Raw genomic sequence first — 17476 nt, 5'->3', positions numbered from 1 at the left:
AATTATAAAAATTCCTTCATCCAAGGTATACAATACTATGTTGGAATAGGTTTGTAAAGAGGGGAAAATAGCTCTTTTACCAGGCGCAGAGGTTTGTTTTTATTTATAGATTCTACATTGATTTTAGTACGAACAATGATATAATAAATGAGAGCAATAAGAAAGTATTTTCAGAAATATTGGAAATATAAAATACAGCAGACTAAGGAGGAGCTCAATACAATGAAAATCGGAAATGATATTTATTATGTAGGAGTAAACGATCATCAGGTAGACCTGTTTGAGGGACAGTATGTAGTGCCAAACGGAATGTCCTACAACTCCTATGTGATCAAAGATGAGAAGATCGCAGTTATGGACACTGTAGATGCCGGCTTCACAGAAGAGTGGCTGGGAAAAGTTGCAGAGGTTCTGGATGGTGCGAAACCGGATTATCTTGTAGTCCAGCATATGGAGCCGGACCATGCAGCAAACATTGAGAATTTCATGAAAGCATACCCGGATACAACTGTTGTTGCCAACACAAAGACCTTTACCATGATGGAGAATTTCTTCCGTGGAATGGATCTGGAAGGAAAGAAACATATTGTAGCTAACGGTGACACCCTGACACTTGGAAAACACGTCCTTACCTTCGTATTTGCACCGATGGTTCACTGGCCGGAGGTTATGGTTACATATGACAGCACAGACAAGGTTCTGTTTTCCGCAGACGGCTTCGGCAAATTCGGAGCTCTTGATGTAGAAGAGGACTGGGACTGCGAAGCACGCCGTTATTACATCGGAATCGTCGGAAAATATGGCCCGCAGGTACAGAAGCTTCTCAAGGCAGCAGCAACTCTGGATATCCAGACTATCTGCCCGCTCCACGGACCGGTCCTTACCGAGAATCTTGGACATTATCTGGAGAAATATGATATCTGGTCTTCTTATAAAGTAGAGAGTGAAGGAGTAATGATCGCCTACACATCTGTATACGGACATACAAAGAAAGCAGCAGAGCTTCTTGCACAGAAGCTGGAGGAAAAGGGCTGCCCGAAGGTTGTTGTCTGCGATCTTGCAAGAGAAGACATGGCAGAGGCAGTGGGGGATGCTTTCCGCTACGGCAAGCTGGTACTGGCCAGCATTACATACAACGGAGAAGCATTCCCGTTTATGCGTACATTCATCGAGAACCTGACAGAGCGTAATTACCAGAACCGCACCATCGGCCTCATTGAGAACGGAAGCTGGGCACCGACTGCAGCTAAAGTCATGAAAGGAATGTTCGAGAAGAGTAAAAATATCACATGGCTTGAGAACAATGTAAAGATCATGTCCTCCCTCAGCGATGAGAATGTGGCAGAGATCGATGCAATGGCAGAGGAGCTCTGCAAGTAATTTCTGAATGTCAGAACAGCTTATAAAAATAAAGATATAACATAATAAAAAGACGTGGATCCGGATCGACAGGTTCGTTCATTTACTGAGTTGTTAATGAAAGAAATATATTGATCCGTAAGTCCACGTCTTTTTTATTTACCGAGCAACAGTTACATCCTCTTACACCACATAAATCCATAAGCCGGAAGCTCCACGTCCTTAAGCTCCAGAGTCTGGTCTGTGATCAGATCGCGGAAGGTTCCTTCCTCCTGCATCCAGGCAGTTTTTTCGCTGTCACTGAAATTGAAGATTCCGATGAAACGTTCGTTTCCTTTCTGGCGGAGGATGCAGAGAATGCTGTCATCATGAACATCGTATGTATATACATCACAGTCCTTATCAAAAACAGATTCCTGGCTGCGGATCTGCTCCATGCGGCTAAGAGTCTGGAAGATCTGTCCCTCAACGGAGGATTTGGAGTTCCTTTTTCCGGCAAGCTCCCACTGGAAAGCACCACGGTGGATATAGCGGGAATCTGCAGCCTTATCCGGATCCTCTTTATAGGAATAATCATTGAGACGTCCGATTTCATCGGAGCTGTAAAGCATCGGGATTCCGGACTGGGTAAGCATATATGCGTGAAGCATCAGATCCTCGCGGATACCCCTTTTCAGCTTCTCGTCATCTTTTTCAAAAAGAGCAGCCTCGATTCCGCACATGGAAGCAGTGGTTCCGCAGAAGCGGGCATCCTGAGTTACCGGGTCATCATTATAGAGCTCTCCGCGGCTGTCGCTTCCCGGATGCTTTCCTGTAAAGAAATCATTCAGGTAACGCTTATGAGATGGCTCATCCATGCCCCATTCTTTCAGGGTGGCAAAATCAAGTCCCCAGCCGATATCGTCATGGCAGCGGAGATAATTCAGAAAGGTGTACTGCTTCGGAAGGCTGTTTACAATGTCCATCTGTTTTTTCAGAAGACGGATATCGCGAGTAGCAATGCTGTTCCAGGTTGTAGCCATGGTTGTTACATTGTAAAGCATATGGCATTCCGGCTTCTCTACGGTTCCGAAATAGGGAACAACCTTCTCCGGCTCCATAACGACCTCACCCAGAAGTACAACACTTGGGCAGACGATCTCGGCGATCATACGCATCATACGAACGATCGTATGCACCTGCTTCAGGTTACGGCAGGGAGTTCCCAGTTCCTTCCAGATATACGGAACCGCATCGATACGGATCACGTCCATTCCCTGGTTTGCAAGGAAGAGGAAGTTGTACATCATCTCATTGAAAACACGGGGATTGCCGTAGTTCAGATCCCACTGGTACGGATAAAAGGTAGTCATGACATAGTGACCGATATCCGGAAGCCAGGTAAAGTTCCCCGGAGCAGTGGTCGGGAATACCTGTGGTACGGTCTTTTCGTACTCGTCCGGGATCTCACGGTTGTTGTAGAAGAAGTAACGGCTCATATATTCGCCGTCACCCTGGCGTGCTTTTTTGGCCCACTCATGATCCTCGGAAGTGTGGTTCATAACAAAATCCATACACAGGTTCATTCCGTTTTTGTGGCATTTATCTGCAAGGGCAGCCAGGTCCTTCATGGAACCAAGGTCCGGGCGGACTTTGCGGAAGTCGGCTACTGCGTAACCACCGTCGGAACGGCCCTTCGGGGTATCCAGGAACGGCATCAGATGCAGACAGTTTACATTACACTCCTTAAGATATGGAAGCTTGGCAGAAACTCCCTTGATGTTGCCGGCAAAATTGTCAATATAGAGCATCATGCCAAGCATATCCTTCTGGCGGAACCAGTCCGGATTTTTTTCTCTTTCCAGGTCGCGGTTTTTGAGCGCGCGGCGGCGTGCTGTAAAATACTGGTACATCTGGTCGCAGAGCTCTGCAAACATATCGTCATTGTGATAAAGCTCTGTGTACAGCCATCGAAGCTCGTCGTGATGATGGTTTAAACGTTCCTGAAAAATTTCCTGATCTTTTTTCATGATTTCCTCCCTGAATAGATATTTATAGATGTCGGGAAACCTGTAAAATATTTCCCGGCGGTAATGTTTGTCTGACATTTTTCCACAGAATTATAGCATGAAGTTTCCGGTACATGAATATACGGGTTGTTATGGAATATGGAAAAATGTTGTAAGTATTTTCAGTCTCCTGTTGTCTGTCGCCGTATCAGAACCGGAGTGATCTTTTTGTGGATCGGTTTTTGAAGCGGTGCCGGTTTTCTTTTCTTCATTTCGTTCATCTGTTCCACAAGCAGTTCCATGGTAGTCTGTGCGATCACATCAATCTGCTGTCCAACAGTAGTGATCGGAATGATGGACTCCGCAGCAATGGGTGAATCATCGAATCCGATGATCTGATATTCATCCGGCAGACAGTTATATTTCTGGAAGATCAGATTGAGAAACATATTCGCGTAAGTATCATTGGATAAAAATATGCCTTTTTTCTGACCGGAATATTTACTGTCAATATCCTGAAAGATCACACGCATCTGTTCAAAAAGCTCCTGATAGGAATCACCGGAAACATTAAGGTTCAGTTCATAAGGAACATGATATTCCCGGCATGTTTCCTCAAAGGCACGGATACGGTCATAAGCCGGAATATTCTCAGGTACATGGACATTGATGTGGATCAGTACATCACACTGATTACGTATCAGCAGAGAAGTAGCCTGCATACCGCCCATGTAATTGTCTGTTGTAACGCTGCATATATGTTCCGCTTCACGTTCAATGGCGATCACAGGAATATTATAGGAAGCCAGTTTTTCAGAGGAAAGAGTATGGCTGAGAACAATAAGTCCTTCAATCTTATAAGCCATCAGCTCGTCCAGATACTGCATTTCTTTCTCCGGGCCGCCATCACTGACAAAAACCAGAAATTTGTAATGATAGTCGGAGTAACTTCGAAGAAGCTGTGTCAGCATTTCGGAATAATAATGAAGATAAAGGTTCGGGACAATGATCCCTACAAATTCGCTTTTTCCATTGGCAAGAACTCTGGCAAGCTTGTTTTTTCTGTAGCCGAGCTCATCAAGGGCTTTTGCGATCTTTTCCTGATTTTCCAGAGTCAGAGAATCCGGATGATTGAAATATCTGGAGATCGTGGTCTTGGAAAACCCCGTGTATTCTGCAATATCGGCAAATGTTACCTGTTTTTTAGCCATAAAAAAATATTCTCCTTTTAACAGCAGAAAGTTATGATACGGAATGCAGATGTGATCATATAAGAGAAATCTGCAGACCGTACAGGATAATTGGATTGATGTAATTAAGTATAACAATACAGACGTTAAATAGCAATAAAAAAAATAACCAGTTAAGTTACCGGTAACTTTTCTTGAATAAATTAACAAAAAAGGTTGACAGAAGATATGTCATATAGTAGTATCAAATTATAAAGTAACCGGTTACTTTACCGGTTGCTAAATAAAGACGAAAGAAAGAGAGAGCAGAGTATGAGTGAAAAACTTGAAAAAGCACGTCTTTATGAAATAGAGGAAGCAAAAAATATCCCGCAGGAAGAGAAACCGGCCTTTCATGTATCTGCACCGGTGGGCTGGATCAATGATCCCAATGGATTTTCAGTTTTTAAAGGAAAGGTACATCTTTTTTATCAGTATCATCCTTACAGCCGTGACTGGGGTCCTATGCACTGGGGCCATAGTGTGACGGAGGATATGATCAGATGGGAGCAGCTTCCTGCAGCGCTTGCACCGGATCAGGAATATGATCGAGAGGGATGCTTTTCCGGAAGTGCTATTGAAGCGGATGGAAAACAGGCTTTGATCTACACAGGAGTTACAACAGTAAAGCTGCCGGATGGAAAAGAAGAAGTCCGGCAGAATCAGTGCATTGCCTGGGGTGACGGAAAAGATTATGTAAAGGCAGAGAAAAATCCGGTAGTCACCGGGGATATGCTTCCGGAGAAATGCAGCAGAGTTGATTTCCGTGATCCGAAAATATGGGAAGATAACGGAACATACCATATGCTCGTAGGATGCCGCAGCGAAGAAATTCCTGGACAGGTAGTTCTGTTTTCCAGTAAAGATCTGAAAGAATGGAAATTTGAAACAATTCTTGCGGAGAACTCCACAGGAGAAATCGGTGTTATGTGGGAATGCCCCGATTTCTTTCCGCTCGGGGATAAACATGTGCTGATCTGTTCTCCGCAGCATATGCGGGCAAAAGGGTATGAGTTTCATAATGGACATAATTCCCTGTATTTTACGGGAGATTATGACAGCGAAAAACATACATTTGAAAAAGACGCACCGGTTAGCCTGGACTATGGACTTGATTTTTATGCGCCGCAGACAACCCTTCTTCCGGATGGAAGAAGAGTGATGATCGCCTGGATGAAATCCTGGGATAGCTGTGTGATCAAGGAAAAGCAGAGATGGCAGGGAATGATGACTCTTCCGAGAGAACTGGAATATCGTGACGGAAAGATCTGGCAGAAGCCGGTCCGGGAAATTGAGAATTATCGGAAAAACCGTTGCTGTTATGAGAATGTAAAAGTGGGTGAGAGCTTAAGCCTTGAAGGCGTCCGTGGCCGAATGATCGATCTGACTGTGGAACTGCAGAACGCAGATGGCATCATGGATGGAAGCAGGAACTCCGGAAATCCAAATCAGGAAGTTTTGGATGTGTACAATGAGTTCCAGATCGAGCTTGCACGCAATGAAGAATATACAACGGTCTTTACCTATGATCGAAAAGGACAGATACTGGAGATCGACAGAACCTGGAGCGGGGTGCAGCGTGATGTTGTATGTACAAGAAAGCTCCAGGTCACAGATGGCAGACAAAATCTGAAGCTGCGTTTTATCCTGGATCGAAGCTCCATAGAGCTTTTTATCAATGATGGAAGTAAAACTGCGACTACCGTGATCCCAACACCAGTGGACGCAGATGAGATCCTGTTTCACAGTGACGGAAATGCTGTGATCCAGGTTGAGAAATATGATATTGTGTTGTAGAAGTCTCTCAAATATTGACAATTTCTCTATTTTTGTATAACATAGGGGAAGTTGCTTACGCCGGATCAGGAGTTATTCGTATCTCCTGATCCGGCATATATTTACAGGAGAGGAACACAGGAATGTTTTATCAGTTAAAAATCACAAGAAAAGGAACGAAACCGCCGGTATGGAGACGTTGTACTGTTGCGGCTGACGTTACATTTGCAAATATGGCAGCCATGCTTGAAAAACTGGTTCAGTATCCGTCAGGCAGCCTATATGAGATTGAATTTTTTCAGAAAAAAGTACAGATCCGTGAGAACGGTGACGGAGAAGCGAAGAATAATTTCACATTATTAAATGCAGGCAAGACAGAGACTGCAGAGCTTATGGATTCCGAGAAATGGTTTACCTTCCGTCAGTATGGTGCGGATAAGGAAGCTCCGGAATACAGAGTTGACATTGAGAAGAAAGACGAGGGAACAGCAGAAGCTCCTTCTATTGTAAAAGAAGTAAAGGGTGAGGATGATCCGTACTGGACAGAGGCACCGGAGCTGGGATGCACTGCAGCAGTTGAGACAGAGGCGGAAACAGCCAAAGCATCGGAAGACATTGCTGCAACAGTAGCGGCAGTAGAGGCAGCAGCCAGAGCTGCAAAAGCATCTGAGGCAGCCACAGGCAGCAGAAGAAATCCTACAGTAAAAGATTTCCTCATGTCCTATCGTAAAGAAGACCTTCTCAGCATTGCAGGTGAGCTTGGACTTCACTGCAAGGGAATGAATCAGGAAGAGATCGCCGCAAAGGTTGCCGCAGAGGTTCTTAAACCGGAGGTTATGAAAGCAAGCTTCCTCGTAGCAGACGATCAGGAGGTACTGGCTTTTGAGGCAGCTGTTCAGAGAAAATGCTTCCATGTTGCAGATGACGAGTGGAATACGTTAGAATGGCTGAACGATATGGGCTACATTGTTTCCTACAGTGATGATTACGCAGAAGTTCCGGCAGAGGTTGCAGCTGTTTACGATCAGATCAATACACCGGAGTTCCGGACACTTCGCAGCCAGGTAAACTGGCTGAAGGATTGTCTTATTATGGTAAGCTATCTGTATGTATCTGCACCGGCAAAGACCGTATATGAGATGTTTAAGCAGAGAAAAGGCTTTGACATCGGATATGACAGCTTCATCGAGCTGTATCATACCATTCCGGAGAAGGCCTGCATCTGTGAGCTTGCGGAGGATCAGCTGATCCTGAAATCCGCACTGGTCAATAACATCTACAAGGATATCGAGAGACGTCAGGGCGGACGGAAATTCTATATTCCGTCTGTAGATGAGATCCTGGATTATTCCGAAAACGGGTATCCGACAAAATCTACTTCTTATCAGAAACTGGGCAGATTCCTGATGGATGAGATGAATGTTTCCGAGGCGGTGAAGGATCAGGTACTGTTCTTTATTTACAAAGAATGCTCCATGGATGGCAGAATGTCAGCGATCATGGAAAACCTGAACCAGAAGGGGATCCAGTTTAACGATGAGCAGCTTGAGAAATTTACAAAGCTGATCATGGAGGCAAACAATAACACAAGAATGCTGGAATTCCGCGGTTACACACCGAATGAGATCTCAGGAGCAGTATGGCCGTTTGCCACAGGCAAGCCGCACACTGCAATGCCGAACAGCTTTGTGCCGACAGCAATGCCGATGCAGCCGGCATCTGCAAGAAAAATCTACCCGAACGATCCGTGTCCGTGCGGAAGCGGTAAGAAATATAAGAAGTGCTGCGGAAGAAGATAATTCTGCAGAAAATTTACCGTAATTCCGGAGCTGAAAGTTCCCATAGATCGTTGCGGAGCGACTGCGCTCATGAGTGAGCAGCGAACGCGGATGATCTGGTCCGATTTATCGTTTGATGCAGTATCTCCGGAAATACCATACAAATTAATATTAAGACAGTTCGTTTGTACCATCCTGTCTATAAATAAAACCAGGGCTGAAGAAGATGTGAGAATCCGGGCAGACTCGTGGCGGGTCTGCCCTTTTTTACTTTAACTGGATCAAGGCCGGGAATCCCGGCTTTTTTTATTTATGGAAATATCCGGGTGGTGTGACAGATCCAGAAGGAGGAAAAATTTATGTATCAGTTAAAAACAGAAGCAGATTTCGATTCTGCACACTTTCTGTCCGGTTACACCGGCAAATGTTCCAACATCCATGGCCATCGCTGGCATGTGGAGATTGAGATCGAAAGCCGGAAGCTGGAGAAAAACGGCCAGGAGCGAGGGATGCTGGTAGATTTCGGAGATCTGAAAAAGGATCTTCGGGAGCTGGCAGATTCCATGGATCACACGCTGATCTATGAAGAAAATACATTACGTCCGAAAACCCTGGAAGCACTGGATGAAGAAGGCTTTCATCTGGTGAAGGTTCCCTTTCGCCCTACAGCAGAGAATTTTTCAGAGTATTTTTTCAGAAAAATGGAAGAAAAGGGCTATCCTGTAAAAAGAGCTGTTGTTTACGAAACACCAAATAACTGTGCAGCTTACCGGGAAACGGAAGAAGAAACGGAGGTGGTATGGCTATGAGTACCTATCAGGTTGTAGAGAAATTTGTCAGCATCAACGGAGAGGGCAGACGGGCAGGAGAGCTTGCCGCTTTTATCCGGTTTAAGGGCTGCAATCTTCAGTGCAGCTATTGTGATACCAGCTGGGCAAATGAGCCGGGGTGTGAGAGTGAAAGGCTGACAGAAGAAGAGATCCTTTCCTGGATCCGTGAAACAGGCGTAAAAAATGTGACACTTACAGGAGGGGAACCACTTTTGCGGAAAGGCATGGAGGAGCTGATCGAGGCAATCCTGGAGGATCCATCCCGGCGGGTGGAGATTGAGACCAATGGAAGTGTGGATCTGAAGCCTTATCATATATTAAAAAAACGTCCGTTCTTTACCATGGATTATAAAGCACCGGACAGCGGCATGGAAAAAGAGATGCTCCTTTCCAATCTGGAGCTTCTGGGCAGTGAGGATACGCTGAAATTCGTGGTCAGCAGCCGCAGAGATATGGAAAAAGCCCTGGAAATCCTGGAAAAGTACAGGCTGGTCGGAAAAACGGCAGTTTATTTCAGCCCTGTTTTCGGCAGGATCCAGCCGGTGGAGATCGTGGATTTCCTTATGGAAAAAAAACTCAACGATGTAAAGCTTCAGATCCAGCTTCATAAGGTGATCTGGGACCCGCAGAAACGGGGAGTATGATAGGAAAACATATCACAATATAACAAGAAATACCGCAGAAAAGGAGAACGCTATGAAAGCACTTGTACTTGCAAGCGGCGGTGTGGATTCCACCACCTGCCTGGGGCTTGCCGTAAACAAATATGGAAAAGAGAATGTAATTGCATTAACAGTAGCTTACGGACAGAAGCACACAAAAGAAATTGAGGCTGCCAGAAAAACAGCAGAATATTACGGAGTGGAGCATCTTTATCTGGATCTTGAGCCGATCTTCCGGTACAGTGACTGTTCGCTTCTGAAGCATTCAGACAGAGAGATCCCGCACGAAAGCTATGCAGAGCAGCTGAAGGAAACCGATGGCTCACCGGTTTCAACCTATGTGCCGTTCCGGAACGGATTGTTTCTTTCCTCGGCAGCAAGTATTGCGCTGTCAAAAAACTGCAGTGTGATCTATTACGGAGCACATGCGGATGATGCAGCCGGAAATGCATATCCGGACTGCAGCAGTGCGTTTCACAATGCGATCAACGAGGCGATCTATCAGGGAAGCGGCGGCCAGCTGAAGGTTGAGGCGCCTTTTGTCAGCTGCACAAAGGCAGAGGTCGTAAAAACCGGCCTGGAGCTGAAAGTTCCTTATGAACTGACCTGGAGCTGTTACGAAGGCGGCGAAAAGCCCTGCGGTGTGTGCGGAACCTGTATTGACAGAGCAGAGGCATTCCGTCTCAATGGAGTGAAGGACCCGGCACTTGACAGATAGATCGGATCATAAATATCCGTCTGACCGTAGAAAGGAAAAAAATATGAGCAGAGAAAACCTGGAAAAAGAAGGGATCACCCTTCTCGGAAATCAGAAAGTAAAATATCCGGACAATTATGCTCCGGAAGTACTGGAAACATTTTTGAACAAGCACCCGGACAACGATTACTTTGTAAAATTTAACTGCCCGGAATTTACAAGCCTTTGTCCCATTACCGGACAGCCGGATTTCGCGACGATCACGATATCCTACGTACCCGGTGAAAAAATGGTGGAGAGCAAATCTCTGAAGCTGTATCTTTTCAGCTTCCGCAATCACGGAGATTTTCATGAGGATTGCGTGAACATCATTATGAAGGATCTGATCCGTCTTATGGATCCGAAATACATTGAGGTCTGGGGAAAATTTACGCCGAGAGGCGGCATTTCCATTGATCCATACTGCAATTACGGAAAGGCCGGAACCAGATGGGAGGAGATTGCCTGGAAACGTCTGACAGAGCATGACATGTACCCGGAAAAGATCGATAACCGGTAGAAAAACTAAAAGTCCCTGTTTTCACTGCGAAAAGCAATGAAAGCAGGGGCTTTTTGTTCAGGTGCGCCTGGCGGCGCAGGTTTATCTTTATGCCAGCCGGATGCACTCCGATTCTGTGCCAAACAGATCAGCAATCACATCGTGCACGGTTTCGATCTTATCTGCCATATAGGCCTTTGCTCCGCAGAACAGCAGGCCGTTTTCCACGTCGCCCTTTACGGCGGCGATCAGCTTGTCTGTAATGCAGTAAGGGATCTCGCCGGGGGAACATTTGGCAAGGCAGCGGTGGCAGGGACTGTGCGGGATTTTTTTACCGGCCATGACGTGCTGCATGAAGGAGTTCATAATGGCACGTCCCGGCATACCTACCGGACTTTTTACAATGGCAATGTCGTCCTTTGCGGCGTGGATCAGGGATTCTTTCAGCCGGATGTCTGCGTCACATTCTTCCGTTGGGATAAAACGGGTGGCGACCTGAACGCCGTCCACACCAAGATCAAGGACATGCTTTACATCCTCGTGCGTGGCGATGCCGCCGGCAGCTACTACAGGGATTTCCGTGCTGAATTTTGCGGCATAGCTTTTTACAGTCTGGACAATCTTTCGGATCTCATTGTCGTAGGCTTCCGGTGTATAGGATTCCAGCTCTTCCCTGTGGAAGCCCAGATGACCGCCTGCCTGGGGACCCTCGATCACCACAAGGTCTGCAGTGCGCTTGTACTTTCTTTCCCAGTATTTCAGGATAACCTTTGCAGATTTGTCCGTTGAGACAATGGGGGCGATCTTTGTTTTGCTTCCGCTGACAAGAGCAGGGAGCTCTGTAGGAAGTCCTGCACCGGAGATGATCAGGTCAGCGCCGGCATGGACAGCGGCTTTTACATGAGATGCGTACTCCTTCAGCGCAACCATGATGTTGTAGCCGATGATACCGTCAGGAGAAATCCTGCGTGCTTTTTTCATCTCGGACAGGATGGCCCGCTGGTTGGCTTCTTCGGTATTCCGGTCGAAATCCTTTTCCCGGTAGCCGATCTGAGCGGTGGAAATGATTCCGATCCCACCTTCCTTTGCAACGGTGCCTGCCAGACGGCCAAGGCTGATGCCAACGCCCATTCCACCCTGGATCAGGGGAAATTTCGTAAGTTTATCACCGATTTTAAAATTCTTCATAACGATCAGATCCTCACATTCATTTGCTTTCATTAAATAATTTTAGTATAAAATAGTTTTATTATCAAAGTATATCATAACGGAGAAATTTGTCAATGTATATGTAGGAAGGTTGGCTCAGGGAGATGTGGTGAGTTGTCAGTATAGCTTTTCGGAATAAGAAAAGGGTGAGCTGACAGCATTACGCTGTGTAGTCTCACCCTTTTTATGTGTGATGAAATCTTAAACTGTAAAGCAGTAAACTGTAGCTGAACTCCGTTTGGCAAAATCAGAATTTAAACAGATTCAGTCCGATCTCTTCGCTGAACTCACGACCGATTTCTCCGTCGATCACCTGAATCTGGATCTCGGCAGTAGCACTGATGATGGCACGGTTCAGATGACCGCCGTGTACATGGCCTTCCTCGTCACCGGCTGCGATATGGAGATGAAGATAAACGTCACCGTCTTTGCGGGTAACGGTACCGGTAAGTGATACGATCTCAAACGCTCCATGGAACTGAATAGAGTGGTATTCCTTTGTCACTGTGTTGTATACGCCTGCAGTGAAATCATGGATGGCGCCAAGACCTGTGACCTGTGCAAGGCGGATGTTTTCTTTCTCTGCAACCTTGCCGATCTCCTCCAGGATCTCTTCCTTCGGATCAAGTCGAAGATAAATCGTGTTTCCAAAACGTCTGTATTCCATGATAAAAACCTCCCTGTAAATTTTTTGATTTTTCCATTGTCTGAACATGATTCCAGTATAATACATTCCTGTTTTTATTCAATAGTTACATTAATCAGATTACAGCACTTCCGGAAATTACTGCATCATGCTCTGTCCAACTTCTTTTTAATGTATTAATTTCTGGAATTGCTATAGGTGTATTTTTTACATGTTCAGATTTTTTACATGAAAAAAAGGACTAAACCGATGAAAATATTGAATTTATATTTTTACCGGCTTTTTTTATAATGATTTTCATAAAGAACGGAATGTAAGAACTGTAAACTGGAAGCAGCAGGGAAAGGGTGAAAGTATGAAAAAAAGATTTGGTCAGATGATCAAGGTAAAACCGGAAAAGCTTGCCGAATATAAAAAATGGCATGCAAATCCAATGCCGGGCGTAAATGAAATGATCAAAGAATGCGGTCTGAAAAATTATTCTATCTACAGCAGAGGAGAATATCTTTTTACATATTTTGAGTACGAAGGCGAAGATTTCGATGCAGATATGGCAAAGATGGCAGCAGATCCGGCAACACAAAGATGGTGGGATGTTGTAAAACCGCTGATGTCACCCCTTCCTGACAGAGCAGAAGGCGAATTCTGGTCAGATATGGAAGAAATTTATCACCTTGACTAATAAGCAAAAGCAATAGATATGGAGGAAAAGAAACATGAACAGTAGAGAAAGATTTATCGCAACTGTAGAAAGAAAACCGGTAGACAGACCGGCCTGCTGGCTTGGTGATCCGACACCGGAGGCAGTTCCTGCACTTTGTGATTACTACCATGTAGACAATATCAAAGAACTGAAAAAAGTATGCGGAGATGACTTCTACGCAGTAGAGATCCCGTACAAATCCCCGACATGCTCCGCAATTTTCGCGGCATTTGACTGGTATATGAACGGAAGCAATGTAGATACAGAGCACAGAACACTGACAGCAGACGGATGCTTTGCACAGTGTGAGGATCTTGAAGATGTGGAGGCAGTGAATTTCCCATGGCCGGATCCGGAGCTTTATATCGATCCGGAAGAGTGCCGCCGTCTTGTTGATGAGGCACCGGATGATAAAGTAGTTATGGGTATGCTCTGGGCCTGCCACTTCCAGGATACCTGTGCTGCATTCGGAATGCAGACATGCCTTATGAACATGGTTGCAGAGCCTGAGATGGTACATTATGTAGATGATCATATTGTAGATTTTTATCTGAAAGCCCTTAAGATTTTCCTTGAGGCAACAAAAGGTAAAGTACAGGCAATCCTCATCGGTGATGATGTAGGAAGTCAGAGAGGCCTGATGATCAGCCCGGCTCTTATCAGCGAGTTCGTTATTCCCGGAGCAAAGAAACTTATTGATCTGGCACACAGCTATGGCGTAAAGGTTGTATATCATTCCTGCGGATCTATTGTTGAAGCTATCCCGCTTCTCATTGAGGCTGGCGTTGATGTTATCCATCCGATCCAGGCACTTGCAGCAGGTATGGATCCTGCAAACCTGAAAGATAAATTCGACGGAAAGATTTCTTTCTGCGGCGGTGTTGATACACAGGATCTTCTTCCGAACGGAACACCGGAGCAGGTAGCTGCAAAGGTTAAAGAGCTTCGTACCTACTTCCCGACAGGACTTATCGTATCACCAAGCCATGAGGGATTACAGCCGGACGTTCCGCCAAGCAATATCAAGGCGCTGTTTGACGAAGCAACCAAGATCTACGAATAGGGAGGAAGAAAAATATGATCATTATCGGAGAAAAAATCAACGGTTCCATTCCTTCTGTTGCAGAGGCTATTGCAAAAAGAGATGCGGAGTTTATCAAGGACCGTGCAAGAAAACAGGCAGAAGCCGGAGCAACATTTATCGATTGCTGTGCATCTGTTCCGGAGGAAGAGGAAGTTGAAACACTGAAATGGATGATCGACTGTATTCAGGAAGTAACAGACCTTCCGATTTCTGTGGACAGTCCAAGTGCTGATGTACTGATCCAGGCTTATAAATTCTGTAAACGTCCGGGACTTTTCAATTCTGTATCCAGCGAGGGCGACAAGATCGACAAGATTTTCCCTGTTATGGCACAGGAAGAAAATAAAGGCTGGGAAGTTATCGCTCTTCTCAGTGATGATACCGGAATCCCGAAAAATGCAGCAGACAGACTTCGCGTATTTGATAAGATCATGGCAAAAGCCAAAGAATACGGAATCGCTCCATCCAGAATTCACATTGATCCGCTGGTAGAGATGCTTTGTACATCTGAGAATGGAATTGAGACAAATATCGAAGTTATCACTTCTGTTCGTGAGCAGTATCCGTCCATTCATATTACAGCAGCGATCAGCAATATTTCTTTCAATCTGCCGGTTCGTAAGCTGATCAACCTTGGATTTATGGTACTGGCTATGAATGCCGGTCTGGACAGTGGAATCCTTGACCCGACAAACAGAGACATGCTTGGTCTTATCTATGCAACAGAAGCTCTTCTTGGAGAAGATGACTACTGTATGGAGTACATCGGGGCATACAGAGAGGGTCTTATCGGACCTGTAAAAAAATAATCAGGATCCCTTTAGGTTTGCAGAGCCTGCGGAGGACTCTGCAAACGAATCCCATAAAAAATACGACAAAAGCTGAGATGAGTGCGAAAAATTATCAGCCTGTCCGTAGCAAATAATGAACATACATAATATTTGGAGGTAGAACAATGTCAAAAATCGAAGAAGTTGCAAAATTAGTAGAAATCGGTAAAGCGAAACTGGTAGGAAAAGCAGTGCAGGAAGCTCTTGATGAAGGCTGCGATCCACAGGAGATCTTAAATAAAGGTATGATCGATGCCATGGCTGTTGTAGGTGAGAAGTTCAAAAATAATGAGATCTTCGTACCTGAGATGCTGGTAGCAGCAAGAGCCATGAAAAAAGGTGTTGAGGTTCTGAAACCGCATCTTGCATCCGGAGCTACAGGCGTAAAGGGTAAACTTATCATTGCAACAGTAGCAGGAGACCTTCATGATATCGGTAAAAACCTTGTTGCCATGATGATCGAGAGTGCAGGCTTCGAGGTTATCGACCTTGGTGTTGACGTTTCCAATGACAAGATCATCGAGTGCTACAGAGAGAACCCGGATACAAAGATCATCGCTCTTTCCGCTCTTCTTACAACAACAATGCCTGCACTTCGTGATGCTGTAGATGCACTGAACAAATCTGATTTCAGAAGCAATATCAAGGTTATGGTCGGCGGAGCACCGATCACTCAGGAATTCGCAGACGAGATTGGCGCAGACGGATATTCCGAGGATGCTGCAAGTGCTGCAACACTGGCAAATCAGCTGATCGGAGCATAACTGAATAATCCAACCGCTTATGATAAACCTATGCCATCAGGGATACCGTATGGAACAGAATTCAGAGATTCTGTTCATGCGGCATCCCTTTTGGGGTTTCAGAAACATATTGTCTGTACTTTATCTTCTGGCATCCTCAACAGCTTTATACATAGCCATGATATTCTGAGGAGGAACATCACCGAGGATGTTGTGCTCCTGGTTGAATACGAATCCGCCATCCTGGAAGAAGATATCGATCATGCGTCTGCAATAATCGTAAACCTCTTTTTCAGTTCCCATGTTCAGAATTTTCCTGGTGTTGCATCCGCCGCCCCAGAAGGTGATATCTTTGCCGTATTCCTGTTTCAGTTTGGCAGGATCCATATTGGCTGCTGATGTCTGAACCGGATTAAGGATATCGAAGCCTGCTTCTGCCAGATCTCCGATGACCGGGAAGATGGAACCGCAGGAGTGGAGGAATGTCTTCATGCTGCTGTGTTTATGTACATACTCATTAATATTTGTATGATACGGTTTGAATAAGGTATGGTATTTTTCCAGGGACATGAACATGTTGTTGTTCATTCCGAGGTCATCACCGAAACGGACGATATCTACGATTCCGTCAAGGTACTTACATGTGTTTTCCAGGTTTTTCAGGTGGCGTTCCAGAAGCTGGTCATTAAGTGCAAGAACCTGCTCCGGTTCCTCATAAATATCCATGAGATAATTTTCCATTCTGCGAAGGAAAGTTCCCCATTCGAAGAAGTTACATCCGCAGGTGATCATCAGGGCACGGTCTGTGCTGTTCTTCAGTACAAGACATCTCTCACGAAGTGTTTCCCAGAAATATTTTTCGTTGGAATGATCCCATGGACTGTGAACCATAGCACTCCAGATAACCTTTCCCATCTCTTTATCCAGATCATTGTAGTTTTCCGGATAATCTTCTTTATATGGGAAGTACTGCTGGTCAAAACACATTCCGCCGTTTGGCATCTTGGCAATGAGTGTGCCCTCGCAGTCAAAATATTCATAAGAGCCATCTTTGTTATGTCTCGGCCTGAACCAGTCTGGCCACTGTGCGGCAACGCCGTTTGATAAGGCTACATCGTACCAGTCGGAGTCTTCTGTGTTAAATACACGGCCAACATCAAGGACGTCAGCTCCGATGATATCAAGAACCTGGATCTCAGGCTGAGCTACCTGCTGTACCACATCGTAAATACGGTTGTGGCCTGTTGTGATTCCAAGATATTCTTTTAATTTTCCGTAAGCCATACCACTGATTCCGGCACTTACGTTGCTTCCCAGATCCATTGGAAGGGAATCGGGATTCTGATGATTGACAGACGCCATTACACGTTCTCTGGGTGTCATTTTCATATATATTTACCTCCT

15 protein-coding genes and 1 pseudogene are annotated in these 17476 nt (G+C 45.3%); 11 read left to right on the top strand and 5 right to left on the bottom strand.

What is annotated here, in order from left to right:
- Positions 1 to 222: 222 nt before the first annotated feature.
- A pseudogene (locus V9W66_RS08415) lies at positions 223 to 1377 on the top strand (FprA family A-type flavoprotein); the annotation flags it as partial.
- A 155-nt stretch (positions 1378 to 1532) separates the two neighbouring features.
- Here the strand turns inward: V9W66_RS08415 and V9W66_RS08410 are convergent.
- Positions 1533 to 3368, bottom strand: coding sequence for an amylosucrase (locus tag V9W66_RS08410; RefSeq protein ID WP_186292811.1), 1836 nt, complete (start codon positions 3366 to 3368; stop codon positions 1533 to 1535).
- 161 nt (positions 3369 to 3529) lie between these two features.
- Entirely contained in the window at positions 3530 to 4558 is a 1029-nt protein-coding gene (locus tag V9W66_RS08405) for a LacI family DNA-binding transcriptional regulator (RefSeq protein ID WP_144094109.1), read from the bottom strand.
- Between the two features lie 291 nt (positions 4559 to 4849).
- Here V9W66_RS08405 and V9W66_RS08400 point away from each other — a divergent pair, with 291 nt between their 5' ends.
- The 6 genes from V9W66_RS08400 (at position 4850) to queF (ending at position 10878) form a co-directional block, all read left to right on the top strand.
- The gene (locus V9W66_RS08400) at positions 4850 to 6373 is read left to right on the top strand and encodes a glycoside hydrolase family 32 protein (protein ID WP_144100506.1); all 1524 of its coding nucleotides are present in this window, start codon (positions 4850 to 4852) and stop codon (positions 6371 to 6373) included.
- 122 nt (positions 6374 to 6495) lie between these two features.
- The gene (locus V9W66_RS08395; RefSeq protein ID WP_144093586.1) at positions 6496 to 8151 is read left to right on the top strand and encodes a YecA family protein; all 1656 of its coding nucleotides are present in this window, start codon (positions 6496 to 6498) and stop codon (positions 8149 to 8151) included.
- 338 nt (positions 8152 to 8489) lie between these two features.
- Entirely contained in the window at positions 8490 to 8939 is a 450-nt protein-coding gene (queD, locus tag V9W66_RS08390; protein WP_144093588.1) for a 6-carboxytetrahydropterin synthase QueD, read from the top strand.
- The gene (gene queE, locus V9W66_RS08385; protein ID WP_144093590.1) at positions 8936 to 9604 is read left to right on the top strand and encodes a putative 7-carboxy-7-deazaguanine synthase QueE; all 669 of its coding nucleotides are present in this window, start codon (positions 8936 to 8938) and stop codon (positions 9602 to 9604) included. Before queD ends, queE begins: the two co-directional genes overlap by 4 nt.
- Before the next feature lie 19 nt (positions 9605 to 9623).
- The gene (gene queC / locus V9W66_RS08380) at positions 9624 to 10340 is read left to right on the top strand and encodes a 7-cyano-7-deazaguanine synthase QueC (protein ID WP_279231311.1); all 717 of its coding nucleotides are present in this window, start codon (positions 9624 to 9626) and stop codon (positions 10338 to 10340) included.
- Between the two features lie 43 nt (positions 10341 to 10383).
- On the top strand, positions 10384 to 10878 hold the full coding sequence (queF, locus tag V9W66_RS08375; protein WP_015526640.1) for a preQ(1) synthase: 495 nt from the start codon (positions 10384 to 10386) through the stop codon (positions 10876 to 10878).
- A gap of 87 nt (positions 10879 to 10965) precedes the next feature.
- On the opposite strand, the gene V9W66_RS08370 is transcribed toward queF, so the two are convergent.
- Together V9W66_RS08370 and V9W66_RS08365 are read right to left on the bottom strand one after the other, a co-directional pair.
- A complete protein-coding gene (locus V9W66_RS08370; protein ID WP_144093593.1) occupies positions 10966 to 12045 on the bottom strand; it encodes an NAD(P)H-dependent flavin oxidoreductase in 1080 nt (359 codons plus the stop codon).
- Between the two features lie 268 nt (positions 12046 to 12313).
- Entirely contained in the window at positions 12314 to 12733 is a 420-nt protein-coding gene (locus V9W66_RS08365; RefSeq protein ID WP_144093594.1) for a PPC domain-containing DNA-binding protein, read from the bottom strand.
- A gap of 334 nt (positions 12734 to 13067) precedes the next feature.
- Between V9W66_RS08365 and V9W66_RS08360 the strand changes: the two genes are divergently transcribed.
- From V9W66_RS08360 to V9W66_RS08345, 4 genes are all read left to right on the top strand, one after another.
- Positions 13068 to 13394 carry an L-rhamnose mutarotase gene (locus tag V9W66_RS08360; protein ID WP_243121633.1) on the top strand — a complete coding sequence of 109 codons (327 nt, stop codon included), beginning with the start codon at positions 13068 to 13070 and terminating at the stop codon, positions 13392 to 13394.
- A gap of 34 nt (positions 13395 to 13428) precedes the next feature.
- The gene (locus V9W66_RS08355; protein WP_015526635.1) at positions 13429 to 14478 is read left to right on the top strand and encodes a uroporphyrinogen decarboxylase family protein; all 1050 of its coding nucleotides are present in this window, start codon (positions 13429 to 13431) and stop codon (positions 14476 to 14478) included.
- 14 nt (positions 14479 to 14492) lie between these two features.
- Positions 14493 to 15308, top strand: coding sequence for a methyltetrahydrofolate cobalamin methyltransferase (locus V9W66_RS08350; protein WP_144093595.1), 816 nt, complete (start codon positions 14493 to 14495; stop codon positions 15306 to 15308).
- A 146-nt stretch (positions 15309 to 15454) separates the two neighbouring features.
- Entirely contained in the window at positions 15455 to 16093 is a 639-nt protein-coding gene (locus V9W66_RS08345) for a corrinoid protein (RefSeq protein ID WP_015526633.1), read from the top strand.
- A gap of 120 nt (positions 16094 to 16213) precedes the next feature.
- On the opposite strand, the gene V9W66_RS08340 is transcribed toward V9W66_RS08345, so the two are convergent.
- Positions 16214 to 17461, bottom strand: a complete 1248-nt coding sequence (locus V9W66_RS08340) for a uroporphyrinogen decarboxylase family protein (RefSeq protein ID WP_144093596.1) — start codon at positions 17459 to 17461, stop codon at positions 16214 to 16216.
- Positions 17462 to 17476: the final 15 nt, after the last annotated feature.

This window comes from Blautia massiliensis (ex Durand et al. 2017), assembly GCF_051861785.1.
GTDB classification, from domain to species: domain Bacteria; phylum Bacillota; class Clostridia; order Lachnospirales; family Lachnospiraceae; genus Blautia_A; species Blautia_A luti_A.
Note: the sequence above shows the minus strand (reverse complement) of the source record. Positions and strands in the feature narration are given on the sequence as shown.